At 69.6% G+C, this 21,659-nt stretch carries 18 protein-coding genes; 9 read left to right on the top strand and 9 right to left on the bottom strand.

Going from position 1 to position 21,659, the window contains the following annotated elements; translation table 11 throughout:
• Nucleotides 1–11 precede the first annotated feature (11 nt).
• The gene (gene hrpA / locus EZ242_RS03820; protein WP_240786989.1) at nucleotides 12–3,893 is read right to left on the bottom strand and encodes an ATP-dependent RNA helicase HrpA; all 3,882 of its coding nucleotides are present in this window, start codon (nucleotides 3,891–3,893) and stop codon (nucleotides 12–14) included.
• A gap of 182 nt (nucleotides 3,894–4,075) precedes the next feature.
• On the opposite strand from hrpA, the gene argA reads away from it, so the two are divergent.
• The 5 genes from argA to EZ242_RS03795 all read left to right on the top strand — a co-directional run bounded on the left by argA (nucleotide 4,076) and on the right by EZ242_RS03795 (nucleotide 10,457).
• Nucleotides 4,076–5,425, top strand: coding sequence for an amino-acid N-acetyltransferase (argA, locus tag EZ242_RS03815; protein WP_135283767.1), 1,350 nt, complete (start codon nucleotides 4,076–4,078; stop codon nucleotides 5,423–5,425).
• 100 nt (nucleotides 5,426–5,525) lie between these two features.
• Nucleotides 5,526–6,203 (top strand): dienelactone hydrolase family protein, encoded by a 678-nt coding sequence (locus tag EZ242_RS03810; RefSeq protein WP_135283766.1) that lies wholly within the window; start codon nucleotides 5,526–5,528, stop codon nucleotides 6,201–6,203.
• 19 nt (nucleotides 6,204–6,222) lie between these two features.
• Nucleotides 6,223–6,897, top strand: coding sequence for a phosphoribosyltransferase (locus tag EZ242_RS03805; RefSeq protein WP_135283765.1), 675 nt, complete (start codon nucleotides 6,223–6,225; stop codon nucleotides 6,895–6,897).
• An 11-nt stretch (nucleotides 6,898–6,908) separates the two neighbouring features.
• Nucleotides 6,909–8,258, top strand: coding sequence for an erythromycin esterase family protein (locus EZ242_RS03800; RefSeq protein WP_135283764.1), 1,350 nt, complete (start codon nucleotides 6,909–6,911; stop codon nucleotides 8,256–8,258).
• A gap of 270 nt (nucleotides 8,259–8,528) precedes the next feature.
• Complete coding sequence (locus EZ242_RS03795) at nucleotides 8,529–10,457, top strand: hypothetical protein (protein ID WP_135283763.1); 1,929 nt, start codon at nucleotides 8,529–8,531, stop codon at nucleotides 10,455–10,457.
• Here the strand turns inward: EZ242_RS03795 and EZ242_RS03790 are convergent.
• From EZ242_RS03790 to EZ242_RS03770, 5 genes are all read right to left on the bottom strand, one after another.
• On the bottom strand, nucleotides 10,396–10,902 hold the full coding sequence (locus tag EZ242_RS03790) for a disulfide bond formation protein B (protein WP_135283762.1): 507 nt from the start codon (nucleotides 10,900–10,902) through the stop codon (nucleotides 10,396–10,398). The two genes, EZ242_RS03795 and EZ242_RS03790, sit on opposite strands and share 62 nt — an antisense overlap.
• 37 nt (nucleotides 10,903–10,939) lie before the next feature.
• Nucleotides 10,940–12,037, bottom strand: coding sequence for a sulfate/molybdate ABC transporter ATP-binding protein (locus EZ242_RS03785; protein WP_135283761.1), 1,098 nt, complete (start codon nucleotides 12,035–12,037; stop codon nucleotides 10,940–10,942).
• A gap of 177 nt (nucleotides 12,038–12,214) precedes the next feature.
• On the bottom strand, nucleotides 12,215–13,105 hold the full coding sequence (gene cysW, locus EZ242_RS03780) for a sulfate ABC transporter permease subunit CysW (protein ID WP_135283760.1): 891 nt from the start codon (nucleotides 13,103–13,105) through the stop codon (nucleotides 12,215–12,217).
• Nucleotides 13,102–13,995: a sulfate ABC transporter permease subunit CysT gene (gene cysT / locus EZ242_RS03775; RefSeq protein WP_135283759.1), complete on the bottom strand. Its 894-nt coding sequence runs from the start codon at nucleotides 13,993–13,995 to the stop codon at nucleotides 13,102–13,104. The genes cysW and cysT overlap by 4 nt, the downstream gene beginning before the upstream one ends.
• A complete protein-coding gene (locus EZ242_RS03770; RefSeq protein ID WP_135283758.1) occupies nucleotides 13,996–14,994 on the bottom strand; it encodes a sulfate ABC transporter substrate-binding protein in 999 nt (332 codons plus the stop codon).
• A gap of 109 nt (nucleotides 14,995–15,103) precedes the next feature.
• Between EZ242_RS03770 and EZ242_RS03765 the strand changes: the two genes are divergently transcribed.
• Nucleotides 15,104–15,817 carry a TraX family protein gene (locus EZ242_RS03765; RefSeq protein ID WP_135283757.1) on the top strand — a complete coding sequence of 238 codons (714 nt, stop codon included), beginning with the start codon at nucleotides 15,104–15,106 and terminating at the stop codon, nucleotides 15,815–15,817.
• Nucleotides 15,818–15,821: 4 nt separating this feature from the next.
• On the opposite strand, the gene EZ242_RS03760 is transcribed toward EZ242_RS03765, so the two are convergent.
• Nucleotides 15,822–16,580, bottom strand: coding sequence for an IclR family transcriptional regulator domain-containing protein (locus EZ242_RS03760; RefSeq protein ID WP_135283756.1), 759 nt, complete (start codon nucleotides 16,578–16,580; stop codon nucleotides 15,822–15,824).
• Nucleotides 16,581–16,728: 148 nt separating this feature from the next.
• Here EZ242_RS03760 and pobA point away from each other — a divergent pair, with 148 nt between their 5' ends.
• The 3 genes from pobA (at nucleotide 16,729) to EZ242_RS03745 (ending at nucleotide 18,866) form a co-directional block, all read left to right on the top strand.
• Nucleotides 16,729–17,901, top strand: coding sequence for a 4-hydroxybenzoate 3-monooxygenase (gene pobA, locus EZ242_RS03755; protein WP_135283755.1), 1,173 nt, complete (start codon nucleotides 16,729–16,731; stop codon nucleotides 17,899–17,901).
• Nucleotides 17,902–18,169: 268 nt separating this feature from the next.
• Nucleotides 18,170–18,382 carry a hypothetical protein gene (locus EZ242_RS03750; protein WP_135283754.1) on the top strand — a complete coding sequence of 71 codons (213 nt, stop codon included), beginning with the start codon at nucleotides 18,170–18,172 and terminating at the stop codon, nucleotides 18,380–18,382.
• A 1-nt stretch (nucleotide 18,383) separates the two neighbouring features.
• Complete coding sequence (locus tag EZ242_RS03745) at nucleotides 18,384–18,866, top strand: hypothetical protein (RefSeq protein ID WP_135283753.1); 483 nt, start codon at nucleotides 18,384–18,386, stop codon at nucleotides 18,864–18,866.
• A 21-nt stretch (nucleotides 18,867–18,887) separates the two neighbouring features.
• Here EZ242_RS03745 and EZ242_RS03740 read toward each other — a convergent pair whose 3' ends face one another.
• A complete protein-coding gene (locus tag EZ242_RS03740; RefSeq protein WP_135283752.1) occupies nucleotides 18,888–21,254 on the bottom strand; it encodes a YgiQ family radical SAM protein in 2,367 nt (788 codons plus the stop codon).
• Nucleotides 21,255–21,330: 76 nt separating this feature from the next.
• Nucleotides 21,331–21,612, bottom strand: a complete 282-nt coding sequence (locus EZ242_RS03735; protein ID WP_135283751.1) for a hypothetical protein — start codon at nucleotides 21,610–21,612, stop codon at nucleotides 21,331–21,333.
• Nucleotides 21,613–21,659 lie beyond the last annotated feature (47 nt).

The following is a 21,659-nucleotide window of genomic DNA, read 5'->3' as shown; positions in this document are numbered from 1 at the left end:
TTCGCCGCCCCTCACTGCGTCAGCTGCGCCCACACCTTGTCCAGCCGCTTGACGCTCACCGGCTGCGGCGTGCGCAGCTCCTGGGCGAAGAAGCTCACGCGCAGTTCTTCCAGGAGCCAGCGCAGCTCCAGCATGCGCACATCGACCGCGCCCTTGCGCTCGGCGACCAGGCGCCAGTAGCGCTGCTCCTGGGGCTTCAACTCCGCGAGGCGGGCGGCGTCGCGCGCCGGGTCGGCGCGCAGCTTGTCCAGGCGAAGCACCATGGCCTTGAGATACCGCGGAAAGTGCTGCAGGGCGGCCCAGGGGGTGTCCGCCAGGAAACGCTTGGGCACGAGGCGCTGCAGCTGCTGGCTGGCGTCCTGCGTCGCCTCGGGCCGGCCCTTGGTGTCCTTGATCTTGCGCTGCGCGGCGGCGAACTCCACCAGGATGCCGGCGGCCAGCCGCGCCACCTCGTTGGCGATCAGGGTCAGGCGGCCGCGGCCCTCCTCCAGCCGGCGCTTGAAGGCGGCCTCGTCGGTGGGCAGCGGGTCCATGAGGAAGGCGCGGTCCAGGGCCACGTCGATGATCTGGCCGCGCAGCTCCTCCAGGGTGCCCAGGGGCATGAACGCCACGGCCATCTTCTGCAGATCGGGCAGGTTCTTTTCCAGGTACTTGAGCGCGTCGCGCACCTGCAGCGCGAAAAGACGCCGCAGCCCCGCGCGGTGCTTCGCGGCGGCGACCTCCGGTTCGTCGAAGACCTCGATGGCCACGGCATCGCCCTGGTCCACCAGCGCCGGAAACCCGATCAATGAGGTGCCGCCCTTGCGCACCTCCATCAGCTCGGGCAGCTCGCCGAAGGTCCAGGCGGTGTACCGAGCCTCGGGCGTGGCCCCTCCCCCCGCTGGGGGGAGGCTGGGAGGGGGGCCTTTCGCACGGGGGGCATCGGGGCTCGCGTGGCCCCCACCCTGCCCTCCCCCAGAGGGGGAGGGTGCAGAGGGCGCGGTCTTCAAACCAGCCAGCGCCTGGAACGCCCCCCGCGCCTTGCTGCCCCACTCCGCCTTCAGCGCGCCGAGGTTGCGGCCCATCCCGAGCTGTCGTCCGTGTTCGTCCGTCACGCGAATGTTCATGAACAGGTGCGGCGGCACCATGTCGAGCTTGAAGTCGGTGCGCTTGACGTCCAGGCTGGTCTCAGCGCGCACGCGCTTCAGAAGCGCCTCGGTGAGCGAGCCGCTGCCGAAGACCTCCGGGGCACTCAGCTCGGCAGCCAGGCGTGCAGCCGACTCGGGCAGTGGCACGAAGCGGGAGCGGGGCTTCTGCGGCAGGCTTTTCAGCAGCGCCTGCACCTTGTCCTTGAGCATGCCTGGCACCAGCCACTCGCAGCGCTCCTCGCTCACCTGGTTGAGGACGAACAAAGGCACGGTGACCGTGAGCCCGTCCTTCGCATCGCCCGGCTCGTGCAGGAAGGCGGTGCTGCAATCGACACCGCCCAGGCGGATGGTGCGTGGGAAAGCCTCGGTGGTGATGCCTGCGGCCTCGTGGCGCATCAGCTCGTCGCGCGTGAGGCGCAGCAGCTGCGGGTTGCTGCGGCTTTCGCCCTGCCACCAGGCTTCGAAGCCGCGGCCGTTGAAGACGTCGGCCGGGATCTGCTGGTCGTAGAAGGCGAAGATCAGCTCCTCGTCCACCAGCACGTCCTGCCGCCGCGACTTGTGCTCCAGTTCCTCCACCTGCCGCACGAGCTTGCGGTTGGCCGCGAGGAAAGGCAGCGTGGTCTCCCACTGCCCGCCCACCAGCGCCTCGCGGATGAAGATGTCGCGCGCGCCCTGCTGGTCGGCGCGGGCGAAGGGCACGCGCCGGCCGCTGTAGATCACCAGGCCGTACAGCGTGGCGCGCTCCAGGGCCATGACCTCCGCGCTTTTCTTCTCCCAGTGCGGGTCCAGCAACTGCTTCTTCAGCAGGTGACCAGCGACCTCCTCCACCCATTGCGGCTCGATGTTGGCGATGCCGCGGCCGAAGAGGCGCGTGGTCTCGACCAGTTCGGCGGCGACGATCCAGCGCCCGGGGCGTCGCTTGAGGTGCGCGCCGGGGTGGCGGTGGAACTTGATGCCGCGCGCGCCGAGATAGACGTCCTCGTCCTCCATCTTCCAGCCGATGTTGCCCAGCAGGCCCGAGAGCATGGACTTGTGCAGGGCCTCGTAGCTGGCCGGCTGGGGGTTCAGGCGCCACTTGTGCTCGGTGACGACCGTCAGGAGCTGGGTGTGGATGTCGCGCCATTCGCGCACGCGCCGGATGTTGATGAAGTTGGCGCGAAGGAGCTGTTCGTACTGGCGGTTGGAGAGTTTGTGGCGAGGCCCTTCGACGAGCTCAGGGCGAACGGCTGGTGTGCGCTGGCCTTTCGGAACCTCCGTTCGGGCGGAGCCTGTCGAAGCCCCTCCCCCTCGCGCCTCATGAATCCATCGCCACAGATTCAGATACCCCGAAAACTCGCTTTTCTCGTCGTCGAACTTCGCATGCTGCTGGTCGGCCTGCGCCTGCATATCCAGCGGCCGGTCGCGCACGTCCTGCACGGACAGGGCCGATGCCACCACCAGCACCTCCTCCAGCGCGCCGCGCTCGCGCGCCTCCAGGATCATGCGGCCCACGCGCGGGTCCAGCGGCAGGCGGGCGAGTTCCCGGCCGATGGGGGTGAGCTCGTTGGCCTCGTCCATCGCGCCCAGTTCGCCCAGGAGCTGGTAGCCGTCGGTGATGGCGCGGCGCTGCGGCGCCTCCAGGAAGGGGAAGTCCTCCACCGAGCCGAAGTGCAGCGACTTCATGCGCAGGATGACGCCGGCCAACGAGGAGCGCAGGATCTCCGGGTCCGAAAAGCGCGGGCGGGCGTTGAAGTCCGCCTCGTCGTAGAGGCGGATGCAGATGCCGTTGGCCACGCGGCCGCAGCGCCCCGCGCGCTGGTTGGCCGCCGCCTGGCTGATCGGCTCGACCAGCAGCTGTTCCACCTTGCTGCGAAAGCTGTAGCGCTTGACGCGCGCGGTGCCGCTGTCGACGACGTAGCGGATGCCCGGCACCGTGAGCGAGGTCTCGGCCACGTTGGTGGCCAGGACGATGCGCCGGCCCGCATGCGACTCGAAGATGCGGTCCTGCTCGGCCTGCGACAGGCGCGCGAACAGGGGCAGCACCTCGGCATTGCGGGTGAGCGGCTTGTGCGCGAGGTGGCCGCGCAGGTGGTCGGCGGCCTCGCGGATCTCTCGCTCGCCGGGCAGGAAGACCAGGATGTCTCCACTGGCGTGGCCGGTCCACAGCTCGTCCACCGCCTCGGCGATGGCCTCGTTCAGCCCGAAGTCGCGCGACTCCTCGAAGGGCCGCCAGCGCTGCTCCACCGGGAAGGTGCGGCCGGAGACGAAGACGACCGGCGCCGGCCCCTGCGCGGACGCGAAATGCTCGGCAAAGCGCTGCGCGTCGATGGTGGCCGAGGTGACGATGATCTTCAGGTCGGGCCGGCGCGGCAGGATCTGCTTGAGGTAGCCGAGCAGGAAGTCGATGTTGAGGCTGCGCTCGTGCGCCTCGTCGATGATGAGCGTGTCGTAGGCTTCCAGCAGCGGGTCGGTCTGCGTCTCGGCCAGCAGGATGCCGTCGGTCATGAGCTTGACCGAGGCCTCGCGCGAGAGGCGGTCCTGGAAGCGCACCTTGTAACCCACCACCTCGCCCAGCGGGGTCTGCAGTTCCTCGGCGATGCGCTTGGCCACGCTGGAGGCGGCGATGCGCCGCGGCTGCGTGTGGCCGATGAGGCGCCCGCGCTGGCCGGGCGCCGCGTTGCAGCGCCCGCGCCCCATCGCCAGGGCGATCTTGGGCAGCTGCGTGGTCTTGCCGGATCCGGTTTCGCCGCAGACGATCACCACCGGGTGCGCCGCGATGGCGGCCATGATCTCCTCGCGGCGGGCCGAGACCGGAAGCTGGTCGGGAAAGCTGATGCGCAACCCGGGAACGGAGGCAGAAGCGGACAAGGTCGAAGCGGTCAAAGCCCGCGATTATCCCGCGCGCGTGCCGGCCGCCCGCGTGACTGTCGAGCGTTCCCGTACACTTTCGCGGTCCTCTCAGTGCCCCGATGTCCACCGTCTTCAATTTCACTTTCGTGCCCTGGTTCCGTTCGGTGGCGCCCTACATCCACATGCACCGCGGCAAGACCTTCGTGGTGGGGCTGGCGGGCGAGGCCATCGCCGCGGGCAAGCTGCAGCACATCGCGCAGGACCTGGCCCTGATCCAGAGCATGGGCGTGAGGATCGTGCTGGTGCACGGATTCCGGCCGCAGGTCAACGAGCAGCTGCGGGTGAAGAACCACCCGGCCCGCTACTCGCACGGCGTGCGCATCACCGACGAAGTGGCGCTGGACTGCGCGCAGGAGGCGGCCGGGCAACTGCGCTACGAGATCGAGGCCGCCTTCAGCCAGGGCCTGCCCAACACGCCCATGGCCGGCTCCACGGTGCGCGTGATCTCCGGCAACTTCATCACCGCGCGCCCGGTGGGCGTGGTGGACGGCGTGGACTTCCAGCATTCGGGCGTGGTGCGCAAGGTGGACGTGGCCGGCATCACCCGCACGCTGGACTTCGGCGCCATGGTGCTCATCTCCCCCTTCGGCTTCTCGCCCACCGGCGAGGCCTTCAACCTCACCATGGAGGAAGTCGCCACCAGCGTGGCCATCGCGCTGCAGGCCGACAAGCTCCTGTTCCTGACCGAGGTGCCCGGCATCCGCGTGCGTGCGGGCGAGCCCGAGGCGGAGGACAACCCCATCGACACCGAGCTGCCCCTGGCCGCGGCCGAGGCCTTGCTCGCGCAGCTGCCGCCGGCGCAGCAGGCGACCGACGTGGGCTTCTACCTGCAGCACTGCGCGAAGGCCTGCAAGGCCGGCGTGGAACGCAGCCACATCCTGCCCTTCGCGGTGGATGGATCGCTGCTGCTGGAGATCTACGTGCACGACGGCATCGGCACCATGGTGGTGGACGAGAAGCTGGAAGAACTGCGCGAGGCCGTGCCCGACGACGTGGGCGGCATCCTGCAGCTGATCGAACCCTTCGAGCGTGACGGCACCCTGGTCAAGCGAAGCCGCACGGAGATCGAGCGCGACGTCGCCAACTACACCGTCATCGAGCATGACGGCGTGATCTTCGCCTGCGCGGCGCTGTACCCCTACCCCGAGGCGCGCACCGCCGAGATGGCGGCGCTCACGGTGTCGCCGCAGAGCCAGGGCCAGGGCGACGGCGAGAAGATCCTCAAGCGCGTGGAGCAGCGCGCACGTGGCATGGGCCTGGACAGCATCTTCGTGCTCACCACCCGCACCAAGCACTGGTTCCTCAAGCGCGGCTTCGTGCAGGTGGACCCGGACTGGCTGCCCGAGGCGCGCAAGCGCAAGTACAACTGGGACCGCCGCAGCCTGGTGCTGGTCAAGCGGCTCGCCTGAAGGGCACCCGGGACGCCCCGCCGCGTCCTACAGCGGATGGGCGCCGCTCCGACAGCCACACCCGAGTGCGCCGTCCAAGATGGCCTCACGAGAGGTGGCCATGCAAGCGACGGTACCCACGCGCGAAGTGCGCATTCCCAGCGAAGCGGGCACGCTGCAGGGCGAGCTGTTCCTGCCGGAGGGCTTCGGGGCGCTGGTCCTGTTCGTGAACGGCCGGGGCCAGGGACGCCACTGCGTCGATGACCGGACCGTCGCGCGCAAGCTGCACCTGGGCGGTATCGCTTCGCTGGCGATCGACCTGCTGACGCCGCAGGAGCAGCAGGCGCACGCCCTCTCGGGTAAACCGGGCATCGACATGCCGCTGCTCACGCAGCGCGTGCTGGAGGTGGCCCAGTGGATCGAGCAGCAGCCCGCCCTGCGCGACGCGGCGCTGGGCCTGTGCGGCGTGGCCGCCGGAAGTCCGGTGGCACTCATTGCGGCGGCGCGCCTGGGCGGCGCGGTGCGGGCCGTGGTGTCGGTAGGCGGTCGGCCCGACCTGGCCGGTCCGGCGGTGCTGGCCGCCGTGAGGGCGCCCACCCTGCTCCTGTCCGGCAGCCGCAGCGGTGACACCCTGGCGCGCAGCGACGCCGCCTACCAGCACCTGCGCGGTGAGCGCAGCCAGGCCGTCATCCCCGGCGGCGGTCCGCTGCTGGAGGAAGCCGGGGTGCTCGATCACGCCGGCGAGATGGCGGCCGCCTGGTTCGAGTTCCATCTCACGCCGCTCGAGACGGCCGCCTGAGGATCTTGGGAGGTGCTTCATGAGCCTGCAGGACCGACTTCCCCTGCGTGACCGGCGCCAGGCCGGCGAACTGCTCGCCGCCGAACTCGACGTGCTGCGCGGTACGAGTGACCTGATCGTGCTCGGCCTGCCCCGCGGGGGCGTGCCGGTGGCCTGGGAGATCGCCCGCGCGCTCCATGCACCCATGGACGTGTTCGTCGTGCGCAAGATCGGGCTGCCGAGTCACCCGGAGTTCGCCATCGGCGCCATCGCCTCGGGTGGAATCCAGGTGCTGGACCCCGTGCCCGCGCGCCTGGCGCGGCCTGTGGACGTGGAGCGCGTGATCGAACGCGAGCACGAGGAGCTGCGCCGGCGCGAGCAGGTCTATCGCCCGGACATGCCGCCCCTGGACCTGCACGGACGCACCGTGCTGCTGGTCGACGACGGCGTGGCCACCGGCGCCACGCTGGAGGCGGCCGTGCGCGCGGTACGCAAGTTGCAGGCCGGCCGCGGCCAGGTGGTCGTGGCCGCGCCCGTGGGCTCGGCCTCGGCCGCCGCGCGCCTGCGGCCCCTGGTGGACCTGCTGGTCTTCGGCGCGGAGCCCGAACCGTTCGGCGCCGTGGGCGTCTGGTACCGCGATTTCCCGCAATGCACCGACGACGAGGTGCTGGCCCTGCTGGCGCGCGCGCGCAGCGCCGAAGCGCTCGAGTCCTGAGGCGTGCCGCCATGGCTTCCACCCTCAAGGAGCGCGGCGACGCCCGCCTGCTGCACACCCTCGCCGCCCACCTGCGCCCCCTGCATGGCACCACGCCCGACGACGAGCTGCTTGCCTTCGTCGCCCAGGGCCGCATCGTCCTGCTGGGAGAAGCCAGCCATGGCACGCACGAGTTCTACGAGCTTCGGGCACGCCTGACCCAGCGCCTCGTCGCCGAGCACGGCTTCACCGCCGTCGTGGCCGAAGCCGACTGGCCCGACGCCTGGCGCGTGAACCGCTACGTGCGCTCCCTGGGCGAGGACGCCAGCGCCGAGCGGGCCCTGGCGGGCTTCGAGCGCTTTCCCACCTGGATGTGGCGCAACACCGCGGTGCGCGACTTCGTCGAGTGGCTGCGCGCGCACAACGCGAAGCTGCCGCGCCGGCGGCAGGCGGGCTTCTACGGCATGGACATGTACAGCCTCTTCGCCTCCATCCAGAAGGTGCTGGACTACCTGGATCGCACCGACCCGGAGGCCGCGCGCAGGGCCCGTGCACGCTACGCCTGCTTCGACCACTATGGCGAGGACAGCCAGGCCTACGGCTACGCGGCCAGCTTCGGCCTGAAGCCGCACTGCGAGGACGAGGTGGTGCAGCAGCTGCGCGAGATGAACCGGCGCGCCGCGAGCTTCGGCACCCGGCCCGGCATGGAGCGCGACGAGGCCTTCTTCGCGCAGCAGAATGCGCGCCTCGTGCGCAATGCCGAGGAGTACTACCGCAGCATGTTCCACCGCAAGGTCTCGTCCTGGAACCTGCGCGACCAGCACATGATGGAGACCCTGGAGGCGCTCGACGCCCACCTGAAGGACGATGGCCCGCCGCCCAGGATGGTGGTGTGGGCGCACAACTCGCACCTGGGCGACGCCAGCGCCACCGAGATGGGCGAGCGCGGCGAATGGAACGTGGGCCAGCTCGCGCGCGAGCGCTGGGGCCAGCAGGCCATGCTGGTGGGCTTTTCCACCTACACCGGCACGGTGGCGGCGGCCTCGGCCTGGGACGCGCCGGTGGAACGCAAGCGCGTGCGCGAAGGCCTGCCCGGAAGCTGCGAGGAGCTGTTCCACGAGACGGCCGAGCCGAACTTCTGGCTGCCCCTGCGCGAGAACCCCGAGCTGCAGGCACTGCTGGCCGCGCCCCGCCTGCAACGCGCCATCGGCGTGATCTACATGCCGCAGACCGAGCGCATCAGCCATTACTTCGAGACCCGCCTGCCGCAGCAGTTCGACGTGATGGCCCACCTGGACCGCACGCGTGCGGTGGACCCGCTGGACGAAGCCGGTGGGTGGAGCGGGATGGAGCCGCCGGAGACGTATCCCTCGGGGCTGTGACGACCGGAGGCGGGCGCGTGCCCGGGGCGCCTATGATTGGCGATCCGAATACTTTAGGACTCACGCTCTCGCATGTTGAACAAGTTGACTGCGGCGTTCAGGCCGCGCTCATCCCACTCCTCTCCCCAAGCCCGCACTGACTCCCACCGCCGGGAAGACGCGAAGACACGCGCCGCCGAACGGCACCTTGCGGGCAGGATACTTCGAGAGCGCGCGGTCTCGGTGCCCGCCGGCCCGCCTCGCGAGTCCGCGTCCGCCGGCGCCTCCGTGTTGGACGAGATCGCCGTGCTCCTCTCCTCACCTTCCCTGGTCGAGACCACGCGCGAGCAGCTGCGAGCTGCGCTGGCCCGCACGACGCAGACGATGGAAGGCCGCGAAGGTATGCCGCTGCTCGCAGGTGCGGCCGCGCTCGTGGTCCGCGAATCCGCCAGCCGGGTGATCGCCATCGCCGACTTCCTGCGTGCGACCGCGCCGGTGGTGCCGGAAGAGGCCATTCGCGCCCTGGTGCACGCCCTGCGGCAAGCGGACGCCCTGACCGTCGAGCTGTGCGCACCGATCCGGCTGGAGATCCTGCTGCTCGGAAGCGCCGAGCGCCAGGAGGCCTTGACGACCTGGGCCGACGAAATGGCGATGGCGCCAGACCCCGCTTTGCTGCGGGACTTGTACGCGTACTGCGCCTGGTATGCCCAGACGCGGGCAGGCTGTGGGTGGATCGTCGAGTCCCTGAGCAACAGCATGACAGGCAGGCGCCTTGCTGCCGAGACCGACGATCGATGCATGCGCACGGTGCTCGCCGCGCTGGCATCGTTGCGCGAGAGCACGTGGGCGGGCTTCGAAAGCACCTTGCTGATCGATGCCGTCGTCGGCGACCGCACCGGCTGGATCGGTCGCGCCCTGCGGCTCGCCGACGCGGCGACACTGGACCACTTCTCGCAGGTGCTGAGCGCATGCCCCGCGTCAGGCGCGGACGCGTCCCTGACCGTGCTTGCCCACCTGCTGGCCGACAGCGACGCGCCGCACCGTATCCGCTATCCCCGCGCGGACGAGCGCCGGGCACTGGATCGCGACTTCGGCAACTGGCTGCGGATGGTTCCGGACGACAGCCTGGACGCGCTGCGCGATGAGGTCGTGGGCGCGATCGGCGGCCACCCGCCGCAGACAGTGGCGCTGTGCCTGGGCGCGCTGGCCGAGCGCGCCGAGGGGCGCGCCCTTCTCGCAGCCTTCCTGAAGGTCGCCGACGGGCTCACCGTCGCGCAGCTTCGCGCCGGGCTCGTGCCGGTGCTGGAAGGACGCAAGGCTCTGATCCCCGTGGCGATCGAATGGGCGGCAGGTCTTGCGGAGGACCGGCGGGGCGCATGCGCTGTCGCGGTCGTCGATTCGTTCCTCTATCCAAGCGCCAGCGACGTGGACTACGAGGACCGGATGCAAATGGCCCGCACCTGCATCGAACTGGCACTCGACAAATTTCCGGAAGGCAGCCGCGTCGCCCTGTTCGCCGCCTTCAGCCACCGGGTCTGGGACCACCTGGGCGAGCTGCCGCTGCACGTGCCCGCGAGCGGCACGCATGCGCAGACCATCGGACAGGGCGTGCGCCTGGGCACCTCCTTCTGGACCGGGCTGCACAAGGTGCCGGACAGCCTGCGCAGGGAGGCTGCCACCCTGCAGTCCCTGCGAGAGGTGCTCCTGCTGCCCCCGGCCTGCAACGATCCGCAGCAGCCATGTACCGGCGAACTAGCCCAGCTGCTCAGGCTGGAGTTTCCGGAAAGCGATGCAGCCCTGAAGGACCCGCTGCTGCGAAGCCTGGCGCTCTCGTTTCCGCAGGTCATGCGCTCGCGTGCGGGCTTCCGTGCCGTTCATGCGCTGATGCTGCGTGGGCTGATGGCGCCGGACGGTCGCGAGGGGAAGTCACGCGAGGGCCCCGGTCCCGCGAGCGCGCAGCGCGCGTCCGGGCAGATCGAGGAACTGTACGCAAGCTACGACGCGCTGGGCGCGATGGATCGCACCGAAGCCCAGGCCGGCAAGGACGCGCGGCTGGAGGCCCTCGGCATCGCCCGCGATCAGGTCCGTGCTGCCGACCGCCTGCGACCGGACGCGACCGCCGATCTGCTGGAGGCCATTGCCAGAGCCGAGGTCGCGCTCAGCGCGAAGCGCGCGCCGGCCGGAGCAGCAGCACCAGAAAAACCAGCGCGAACGCAATGAACCACAGGAAGGACCAGTTGGCGATGGAGCCGCCGAGGAAGGTCCAGTCGATGGCCGTGCAGTCGCCGCTGCCCCGGAAGATCATCGGGATGGCGCGCTGCAACGGGAAGGTCTCGATCATCCCGTAGAAGTCGCGCCCGCAGGACGAGACCTCGGGCGGATACCACTGCAGCCAGCTTTGCCGCGCCGCCGTGAACGCGCCGAAGCCCGCGAACAGCAGGCCGGCGGCGCTGGCGCCGCGGTGCGCGCCGCGGCGGGCGGAGAGCGCCCCGAGCCCGGCAGCCAGGGCCACCAGCACCAGCGCATAGCGCTGCACGATGCACATGGGGCACGGCTCCAGGCCCACGACATGCTGGAGGTACAGGCCGAAGGCCAGAAGGGCGATGGCGACCGCGCACACCAGCGCCAGGACCCGGCGCGCCTGCGCCTCGATCGTTGAAACCATGGGAAAGCACACTCCTGAAATGGGCGCTGGCGCCCCCTCAGGCCGCACCCTCCACGAACACACGGGCCCGACGCGGTGTGACCACCAGCGTCTCGCCCTCCTCGAAACCGGACTCCCTGAATTGTTGCGCAGGAATCTGCGCCTCGATCAGCGGGTCCTGCCCGTCCTGTGGCTGAGCCTCGCCGAGGGGAACAAGTTCCAGGCGCGCGACGGGCCCCACGACGATGGCACGTTCGAGCTGCGCCAGGATGCCGTCCGCACTCGACTGCCCGGCCGACCAGCGCCGCACGTCCAGCTCGTGCGGACGCACATAGGCGCGCGCGGGGGTGTCCTGCACGTGCGCATGCTCGGGCGAAGCCAGGCGCAGACCCTGCACCCGCACTTCGCCTTCGTGCGCCCGGCCGTGGAACAGGTTCACGTCGCCGAGGAATCCGTACACGAAGGGGCTGGCCGGGTGGTCCCAGACCTCCTGCGGCGAGCCGACCTGCTCGATCACGCCGCCGTTCATCAGCACCACGCGGTCGGCCACTTCCAGCGCTTCCTCCTGGTCGTGCGTGACGAAGATGCTGGTGACGTGGAGCTCGTCGTGCAGGCGGCGCAGCCAGCGCCGCAGCTCCTTGCGCACCTTGGCGTCCAGCGCGCCGAAGGGCTCGTCGAGCAGCAGCACCCGCGGCTCCACCGCCAACGCCCGGGCGAGCGCGATGCGCTGGCGCTGGCCGCCGGAGAGCTGCGCGGGGAAGCGGTCAGCCAGCCAGTCGAGCTGCACCAGCTTCAGCAGCTCGTGCACCTTCGCCTTGATCTGCGCCTCGCCCGGGCGCTCGCGGCGCGGCTTGACGCGCAGGCCGAAGGCCACGTTCTCGAACACCGTCATGTGCCGGAACAGCGCGTAGTGCTGGAACACGAAGCCCACGCCGCGCTCGCGCACATGCACGTCGGTGGTGTCCTCGCCGCTGAAGTGGATGCTGCCGGCATCGGGCGTCTCCAGGCCCGCGATGATGCGCAGCAGGGTGGTCTTGCCGCAACCGGAGGGACCCAGCAGTGCGACCAGCTCACCGGAGTCGACATGCAGGGACAAGTCACGCAGGGCGTGGAAGTCGCCGAAGCGTTTGCTGATGTTGCGGATTTCGATGCTCATGGGAATGCCTTGTGTTGTGGGGACCTGGTGGGCCAATGGGCTTCGACAGGCTCAGCCCGAACGGGCTTCATCGAACGCCCAGGCTACGGTTCGCCCTATAACTCCGTTCGCCCTGAGCCCTTCGACTTCGCTCAGGACAGGCCTGTCGAAGGGCACTGCCCGGGTCGATGCCTTCGCTCATGCGACTGCCCCGACCGGCGCCTCCGGCGGCAGCTGAGCCGCCGCCTTCTCCGCCCGCTCGTGCTTCCACTCGGCCACCGTCTTGATCACCAGCGTGACCAGAGCCAGCAGCGCCAGCAGCGAAGCCACCGCGAAGGCCGCGACGGACTGGTATTCGTTGTAGAGGATCTCCACGTGCAGCGGCATGGTGTTGGTCTGCCCGCGGATGTGGCCGGAGACGACCGAGACCGCCCCGAACTCGCCCATGGCCCGCGCGTTGCACAGGATCACGCCGTAGATGAGGCCCCACTTGATGTTGGGCAGGGTCACATGCCAGAAGGTCTGCCAGCCGCTTGCGCCGAGCACGATGGCGGCCTGCTCCTCCTCGTTGCCCTGCGCCTGCATGAGGGGGATCAGCTCGCGGGCGATGAAGGGGAAGGTGACGAAGATCGTCGCCAGCACGATGCCCGGCACCGCGAAGACGATCTTGATGCCGTGCGCGTCGAGCCAGGGTCCGAACCAGCCCTGCGCGCCGAAGACCAGCACGTACATCAGGCCGGCGACGACGGGCGAGACCGAGAACGGCAGGTCCACCAGCGTGGTGAGGAAGGCCTTGCCGCGAAACTCGTACTTGGCGATGCACCAGGCCGCGCAGACGCCGAACACCAGGTTCAGCGGCACGGCGATGGCGGCGGTCAGGAGCGTCAGGCGGATGGCGGCCCAGGCGTCGGGCTCCATCAGGCCGGCGAGGTAGGGCGCGAATCCCTGGCGCAGGGCCTCGGCGAAGACGGCCGCGAGCGGCAGGACCAGGAACAGCAGCAGGAAGGCCAGTGCGATCCCGGTCAGGGTCCAGCGTACCCAGGGCGCTTCACGGGTCGCCGGGCCGCGTGTCGATGCGAGGGTGCTCATGCCGCCCCCGAGCGCCGGCGCTGCCAGGCCTGCAGTGAGTTGATGACCAGCAGCATGAGGAAGGACGCCAGCAGCATCACCACCGCCACGGCGGTGGCACCGGCCACGTCGTACTGCTCCAGCTTGCCGATGATGATGAGGGGCACGATTTCCGAGACCATGGGCACGTTGCCCGCAATGAAGATGACCGAGCCGTACTCGCCGATGGCGCGGGCGAAGGCCATCGCGAAGCCGGTCATGAGGGCCGGCAGGATGGCGGGGAGGATCACGCGCGCGAAGGTCTGCCAGCGGGTGGCGCCCAGCGACATGGCTGCCTCCTCCAGCTCGCGCTCCATGTCTTCCAGCACCGGTTGCACCGTGCGCACCACGAAGGGCAGGCCGATGAAGATGAGCGCGATGACCACGCCGTTGGGGTTGAACGCGAGCTGGATGCCCGCGGGTTCCAGGAACTGCCCGAGCCAGCCGTTGCCCGCCAGCAGCGCGGTGAGCGCGATCCCGGCCACGGCCGTCGGCAGTGCGAAAGGCAGGTCCACCAGGGCATCGACCAGGCGTTTGCCGGGAAAGCGATAGCGCACCAGCACCCAGGCCACCAGCAGGCCGAACACCACGTTCACCAGCGCCGCGATCAGCGAGGCACCGAAGGTGAGGCGGTAGGCGGCCAGCACGCGCGGCGAGCTGACCGCGGCCACGAACTGCTCCCAGGTCAGGGTGAAGCTTTTCAGCAGCAGGGCGGCCAGGGGCAGGAGCACGATGAGCCCGAGGTACAGCAGCGTGTAGCCCAGGGTGATGTTGAACCCGGGCAGCACCTTGCGACGGCTCCCCGCGCGCGAGCGGGACAGGGCTGCCGCCGCCGGCAGGGGCGAGGCGACGGCGGAGGCACCGGCACTCATTCAGCGCACCGTGTAGATCTTGTCGAACTGCCCGCCGTCGTTGAAGTGGACCTTCTGCGCCTGCGAGAGCGAGCCGAACATCTCCTGCACGGTGAACAGCTGGATCGGCTTGAAGCGGTCCGGATGGCGCTTGAGGACGGCCGGATCGCGCGGGCGGATGTTGTGCTTGGCGGCGATGTCCTGTCCCTGCTCGGTGTAGAGGAAGTCCAGGTAGGCCTTGGCCAGTTCGCGCGTGCCCTTCTTCTCCACCGTGCGCTCGACGATGGCGACCGGGTTCTCGGCCAGGATGCTGATGGACGGGTACACCACGTCCACGCGCTTGGCGCCGAACTCGCGGTTGACCGATTCCACCTCGGACTCGAAGGTCACCAGCACGTCGCCGATGTTGCGCTGCAGGAAGGCGGTGGTGGCATCGCGGCCGCCACGTGCGAGCACCGGCACGTTCTTGTACAGCTTGCCCACGAACTCGGCCGCCTCGGCGTCACTCATGCCCTTCTTCTTGGCATAGCCCCAGGCGGCCAGGTAGGCGTAGCGGCCGTTGCCGCCGGTCTTGGGGTTCACCACCACCACCTGCACACCCGGCTTGACCAGGTCGTCCCAATCCTTGATGCCCTTGGGATTGCCCTCGCGGGTGAGGAACAGCATGGTGGAGACCGTCGGCGCGGCGTTGTGCGGGAAGCGCTGCGCCCAGTCCTTGGCGACCACGCCCTTGTCGGCCAGGAACTCGATGTCCGTCGTGGTGTTCATGGTGACCACGTCGGCGTCCAGGCCGTCGGCGACCGCGCGGGCCTGGGCCGAGGAGCCGCCGTGGGCCTGGTCGATCTTCACGTCCTTGCCCGTGGCCTTCTTGTAGTGCGGCACGAAGGCGGCGTTGATGTCCTTGTAGAACTCGCGCGCCACGTCGTAGGACGCGTTCAGCAGGTTCTGCTGCTGCGCGGAGGCGATGCCGCTGGTGGCGAGGACCAGGCCGGCCAGGAGGGTCTTGATGCGGGGGGTCATGGGATCAGAAGCCTTGTTGCCGGAATAAGAACAAGGCGAATTCTGGCAAGACGGTTATGAAAACCCAACGAACATCTTGTTGTTTGCATATCCCCTGCCGAAAGCTTCCGTGGCCCTCGTCACCCCCTCCCCTTCGCCACCTCCATGGGGCTTCAGCGACGGCCAGCTCGAAGCGCTCAAGTGGATCGCGGTCGGCTTCATGTTCCTGGACCACATCGGCCGGCTCCTGCTGGGGTATTCCACGCACAGCTGGGTGTTCGCCGCCAGCCGCGTCGCCTTCCCGCTCTTCGCCATCATCCTGGCGCTCAACCTCGCGCGCGGCGGCGACCGGGCCGCGCGGGCGGCGCGCACCGCGCGGCGGCTGGGCCTGTGGTGCGTGATCGCCATCGCACCCTCCGTGTGGGCGCGGGGATCGCCGGAGCTGGTGAACGTGCTGGGCACCCTGGCGCTGGGGTCCGCGCTGTGCTGGGCCTTGGCGTCAAGGGGCGCACTCGCCCTGCGCGTCGGTGTCACGCTCGCGGCCACGGCGGCGGGGCACTTCGTGGAGTTCGGCATCGCGGGCGTGCTGCTGATCCCGGCGGTCTTCATGTGGGCCGGCGCCGGCCGGGCCGAAGCCGGGCTGCTGGCCCTGCTGCTGCTCGGGGTGACGGCCTGGTTCAACGCGGTATTCGGCGGCGTGCCGGCCTTCCTGGGCACGCTGGCCTGCATCCCCATCGCCTGGGCGCTGCGGCAGCTGCCTCTGCGCATGCCGCGCGCGCAGCTCGCGTTCTATGTGCTGTACCCGCTGCACCTGGCGGTGATCGGCGCGCTCAAGGCGGCGTGAAGCGTCAGAGCAAGGGCCGCAACTCCCGCGCCGCGTCCAGCAGGACCGGCAGCATCTCGCGCGCAAGCGCCGCCTTGTCGGCGCGGTGGCTGCCGGCCACCACGTTGAGCGCGGCCACCGTGCGACCGCGCATGTCGCGCAGCGGCACGGCCAGGGCATGAACGCCCAGCTCGTGCTCTTCACTCGCGAAGCACCAGTCCTGCCGGCGCACCTGCTCCAGCAACGCGCGGAAGGCCTTGGGCTCGACGGTGGTGCGCAGGGTCAGGCGCGCGAGGTCGCGGCCCTTGAGCCAGGCGTTCAGCTCGGCGCGCGCGAGCGAGGCGAGCAGCACGCGGCCGGTGGAGGTGGCGTGCGCCGGCAGGCGAGCCCCCAGGTGCACGCCGTAGGCCGTGACGCGCGAGGGGCCGCTGCGGGCGACGATCACCACCTCGTCGCCGTCCAGCACGGCGGCCGAGAAGGAATCGGGCGTGAGCGACGCCAGGCGGTTCAGCGTCGGCTGCAAGGCGCGCGGCAGCCGCGCCGAGGCGAAGTAGCTGCCGGAAAAGCGCAGCACCTTGGCCGAGAGCCAGTAGTGGCTGCCGTCGGTCTCCAGGTAGCCGAGGTGGGCCAGCGTCAGCAGGTGGCGCCGCGCGGCGGCCCGGGTGATGCCGGCACGCTGCGCCGCCAGCGTGGCGTTCAGGCGCTGGCGCTCGGTATCGAAGCTCTCCAGCACGGCCAGGCCACGGGCCATGCCTTCGATGAGGTCGGCCTTGTCGATCTCCATGGCGGCTCCTAGGTCAGGGGCGGTTCCTGAATTGCGCGATCACCGCGCAGTCCGCGCGATCATCGCACAGCCGCTTCCGGGCCCTGTAGCCGCGGCGAGCGCGCCGGCCTAAGCTGCGGCACTTCAGGAGACATCCCAGGAGTACCCCATGCGAACCCAGGTCGCGATCATCGGCGCCGGCCCCTCGGGCCTGCTGCTCGGCCAGCTGCTGGCCAAGGCCGGCATCGACAACGTCATCCTCGAGCGCCAGACCGGCGACTACGTGCTCGGCCGCATCCGCGCCGGCATCCTGGAGCAGGTGACGGTGGACCTGATGCGCGAGGCCGGCGTGGGCGAACGCCTGGACCGCGAAGGGATCGTGCACCACAGCATCGAGCTGGTGTTCTCCGGTGCGCGCCATCCCATCGACGTGCACGGCCTCACCGGCGGCAAGGTGGTCACGGCCTACGGGCAGACCGAACTCACGCGCGACCTGATGGAGGCGCGCGCCGCCGCCGGCCTGCCGACGGTGTACGAGGCGGCCGACGTGGCGCTGCACGATTTCGACGGCGACAAGCCCCGCCTCACGTACCGCAAGGACGGCCAGACGCACACGCTCGAATGCGACTTCATCGCCGGCTGCGACGGGTTCCATGGCGTCAGCCGCGCCACCGTGAAGGACCGCGTGACCGAGTACGAGAAGGTCTATCCCTTCGGCTGGCTGGGCGTGCTGTCCGAGACCCCGCCGGTCTCGCCCCACGCCATCGTCTATGGCAACAGCGAGCGGGGGTTTTCGCTGTGCTCCATGCGCAGCATGACCCGCTCGCGCTACTACGTGCAGGTGCCTGTGTCGGACCAGGTGGAGGACTGGAGCGACCAGCGCTTCTGGGACGAACTCAAGCGCCGCGTGGACCCGGAGCTGGCGGGGCGCATCGTCACCGGCCCGAGCATCGAGAAAAGCATCGCGCCCCTGCGCAGCTTCGTGGCCGAGCCCATGCGCTTCGGCCGCCTGTTCCTCGCGGGCGACGCGGGCCACATCGTGCCGCCCACGGGCGCCAAGGGGCTGAACCTGGCGGCCACCGACGTGAAGTACCTGAGCGCCGCACTGATCGAGTTCCTGAAGGACAAGAGTCCGCACGGGATCGACACCTACTCGGAACGCTGCCTCAAGCGCATCTGGAAAGCCGAGCGCTTCTCCTGGTGGCTCACCACGCTCATGCACCGCTTCCCGGACACCGAGGGCTTCGGCCAGAAGGTGCAGGAGGCGGAGCTGGACTACCTGGTGAACTCGAAGGCGCTCTCGACCTCGCTGGCGGAGAACTACGTGGGGCTGCCGCTGTAGGCTGGCTGGCCGGGCCCGATCCAGGTGCATGGGTGCCGCGCTGGAGGCGCTCCAGCGTGGCCATGACCGGAGCGACGTGCGCCGGCTGCGCACTGGCACTGCCTACCGACTGCAGGGGCGGCGGCAAGGCAAAGCCAGCGATTGTCTGACCCGAGCTTGACGGAAGGCTCGCGCCGTCTTTGCGGCGCTCTGCTCCGGAGCGGGCAAGGCCGGACGCCTGGCTGCCTCAGGCTCGAACCTTTCGCCGCCCCTGCACTACCATCGCGTCATGACCCGTCACGTCGGAACGCAGCCACGCAGCGACTACGAGCTCGACCCTGAGCGCGCCTGGCGCCGCGGACTCGCCCTGGACGCCATGCTCGCGTCGACTCGGCCACCTCGAACATTCAAGGGCGTGCTGCGGGCCAGCCACCAACGCTTGAACGAGCTGGACGACCAGCACGCGGTGGAGGTGGCGCGCCGTTTGAACCGCAAGGGCTGACATGGAACACGCAGGCCTGCTGAAGGTGCTTGAACGGTTCCAGGCTGAAGGAGTGCAGTACGTGCTGGTCGGCGGACACGCAGTTCGCCTCAACGGCTTCGTTCGGGCGACCGAGGACATTGCCATCCTGCTGCCTTCGTCGATCGACAACGGGCGGCGCGTCATCAAGGCCTTGGATTTCCTGGCGTCCAGCAAGGAGCTGCGCGCCGACTGGTTCCAAGTGCCGCCCGGTGAGCCGGAGAACATCAGAATTGCGGACGATCTGCTCATCGACCTTCTCTTCGCGGCCAACGGGCAGACGTACGAGTCCTTGCAGCAGCATATTCGCAAGCTCACTGTCGAGGGCGTTGACGTGTGCACCCTCGACATCGATGGACTGCTGAAGACAAAGACGGAGTACCGCGAGAAAGATCGGATCGACAGGAGCGCTCTGCGGAGGATCCAGGAAAGGCTTGAAGCCTCGCCAGACGCAGACGCGTCGTAGCGCGCCGCGCGCGACTTCGCCTCAGCGAGGCTTGCGCGCAGGCTTCCCCGCCCCCGTCACCCTCGGTGGCAGCCCCGTGTGCTGCGTGAGCACCTGCCCGCGCTGCGGCTTCGCACCGGCCTTCGGGGCCGCGGCCGGCGTCGAGTTCTTGCGCCGGGCACTCTGGTAAGCCCCGTCCGTGGACGGCTGGAAGGTGGGGATCAGGTGGTGCTTGCCGTTGCCGATCAGGTCGGCCCGGCCCATGGCCTTGAGCGCCTCGCGCAGCAGCGGCCAGTTGTTGGGGTCGTGGTAGCGCAGAAAGGCCTTGTGCAGGCGCCTGCGCCGCTCGCCGCGCACGATGTCCACGGCGTCCTCGCCCGCGGCTTCGCGCCGCACCTTGCGCAAGGTGTTGCGGCCCGAGTGGTACATGGCCGTGGCGGTGGCCATGGGGCTGGGGTAGAAGGTCTGCACCTGGTCCGCGCGGAAGCCGTTCTTCTTGAGCCACAGCGCCAGGTTCATCATGTCCTCGTCGCTCGTGCCCGGGTGCGCGGCGATGAAGTACGGAATGAGGTACTGCTTCTTGCCCGCCTCGGCCGAGTACTTCTCGAACATCTGCTTGAAGCGCTCGTAGCTGCCGATGCCGGGCTTCATCATCTTCGACAGTGGCCCGGTCTCGGTGTGCTCGGGCGCGATCTTGAGATAGCCGCCCACGTGGTGCTGCACCAGCTCCTTCACGTACTCCGGCGACTGCACCGCCAGGTCGTAGCGCAGTCCCGAGCCGATCAGGATCTTCTTGACGCCCTTGAGCGCCCTCGCCCGCCGGTACATGCGCACCAGCGGAGCATGGTCGGTGTTGAGGTTGGGGCAGATGCCCGGATAGACGCAGCTGGGCTTGCGGCAAGCCGCCTCGATCTCGGGCGACTTGCAGCCGATGCGGTACATGTTCGCCGTAGGGCCGCCCAGGTCCGAGATGACGCCGGTGAAGGCCGGGATCTTGTCGCGGATCTCCTCGATCTCGCGGATGACGCTGTCTTCGCTGCGGCTCTGGATGATGCGGCCCTCGTGCTCGGTGATGGAGCAGAAGGTGCAGCCGCCGAAGCAGCCCCGCATGATGTTCACGCTGAAGCGGATCATCTCCCAGGCCGGAATCTTGGTGGCGCCGTCGTGGCTGCCGTGCTCGTCGGCATAGGCCGGGTGCGGGCTGCGGGCGTACGGCAGGCCGAAGACATGGTCCATCTCGGCGGTGGTCAGCGGGATGGGCGGCGGGTTGATCCACACATCGCGGTCGCCATGGGCCTGCACGAGGGCGCGCGCGTTGCCGGGGTTGGTCTCCAGGTGCAGCACGCGGTTGGCGTGCGCGTAGAGCACCGGGTCGGACTTCACCTGTTCATACGAGGGCAGGCGGATCACAGTGCGGTCGCGCGGCGGCGGGCGCTTCTTCGCCCCCTCCCCCTCTGGGGGAGGGTTGGGGTGGGGGCTCGCGGTGGCGCGCAGGGCGAGGTTGGGGATGAAGTTGAGGGGCTGCTCGCGCGGGCCCCCACCCCTGCCCTCCCCCAGGGGGGGAGGGAGTGAAGAGGCTTCTTCCTTGGAGCAAGACTGGCCCTGCGCCTGCGCCTGCTCGGAGGTCGTCATGTAGGGGTTGACGTGGTCCTCCACGCGGCCCGGCAGGTCGACTTCGGTGGAATCGATCTGGAACCAGTCCGGGCGCGCATCGCGCTGGATGAACGCGGTGCCGCGGACATCGGTGATCGACGCCACGGGCTCCTTCGCCGCCAGGCGGTGCGCGATCTCCACGATGGCGCGCTCGGCGTTGCCGTACAGGAGCAGGTCGCACTTGGCGTCGACCAGGATCGAGCGCCGCACCTTGTCCTGCCAGTAGTCGTAGTGCGCGATGCGCCGCAGGCTCCCTTCGATCCCGCCCAGCACGATGGGCGCGTCGTTGTAGGCCTCGCGGCAGCGCTGCGAATACACGAGCGAGGCCCGGTCGGGTCGCTTGCCGCCCACGTCACCGGGCGTGTAGGCGTCGTCGCTGCGGATCTTCCGGTCGGCGGTGTACCGGTTGATCATGGAATCCATGTTGCCCGCCGTGACGCCAAAGAACAGGTTCGGCCGGCCGAGCGCCTTGAAGGCATCGGCACTCTGCCAGTCGGGCTGGGCAATGATGCCGACCCGGAATCCCTGGGCTTCCAGCACGCGCCCGATCACCGCCATCCCGAAGCTCGGGTGGTCCACGTAGGCATCGCCCGTGACGATGATGATGTCGCAGCTGTCCCAGCCGAGCTGGTCCATTTCCGCCCGGCTCATCGGCAGGAAGGGCGCCGTGCCGAAGCGCGCGGCCCAGTAGCGCCGATGGCTGGTGATCGGCTTGGCGGCGCGGGCGAAATGGGAGACGTCGAGGGGGGCGTTCATGAGGGGGGCGGGACGGCCTGGGCAGACCGGGCCCGGCATTCTAAAGTTTTGCCCCTGGCCCGCCGGTCCGAAGGGACTAGCGCCGTGGCGGGTTGCCCCGTGCGGCGTCCGGCTCCCAGGGGCTGTTCTCGACATTGGGGCCGTCGGGGAAGGACTCGGGGCCCTTCTTCACGCCTGGTTTCGCCGGCGCGCCGGGAACGCCCGCGGGCACGTCCGGCGCCGCCGGGTCGAGCGCGTCGGCGCCCGCCGGCGGCTCGCGCGGCGGGGCGTTCTCGCCAAAGGTCTTGGCGCCGGGGTCGGTGCCCGGGTTCTCGTTGCCGCCCCGGTTGGGTCCGGAGCCGATGCTGGTCTGGGTCATGCGCGAAAGCCTCCTTGGTCCAGGACAGCCTACGGCGCGCCTCGGGC

It is taken from the genome of Ramlibacter rhizophilus (assembly GCF_004681965.1).
GTDB lineage: Bacteria > Pseudomonadota > Gammaproteobacteria > Burkholderiales > Burkholderiaceae_C > Ramlibacter > Ramlibacter rhizophilus.
The sequence above is the reverse complement of the archived record's forward strand: the minus strand, read 5'-3'. Positions and strand labels throughout refer to the sequence as shown.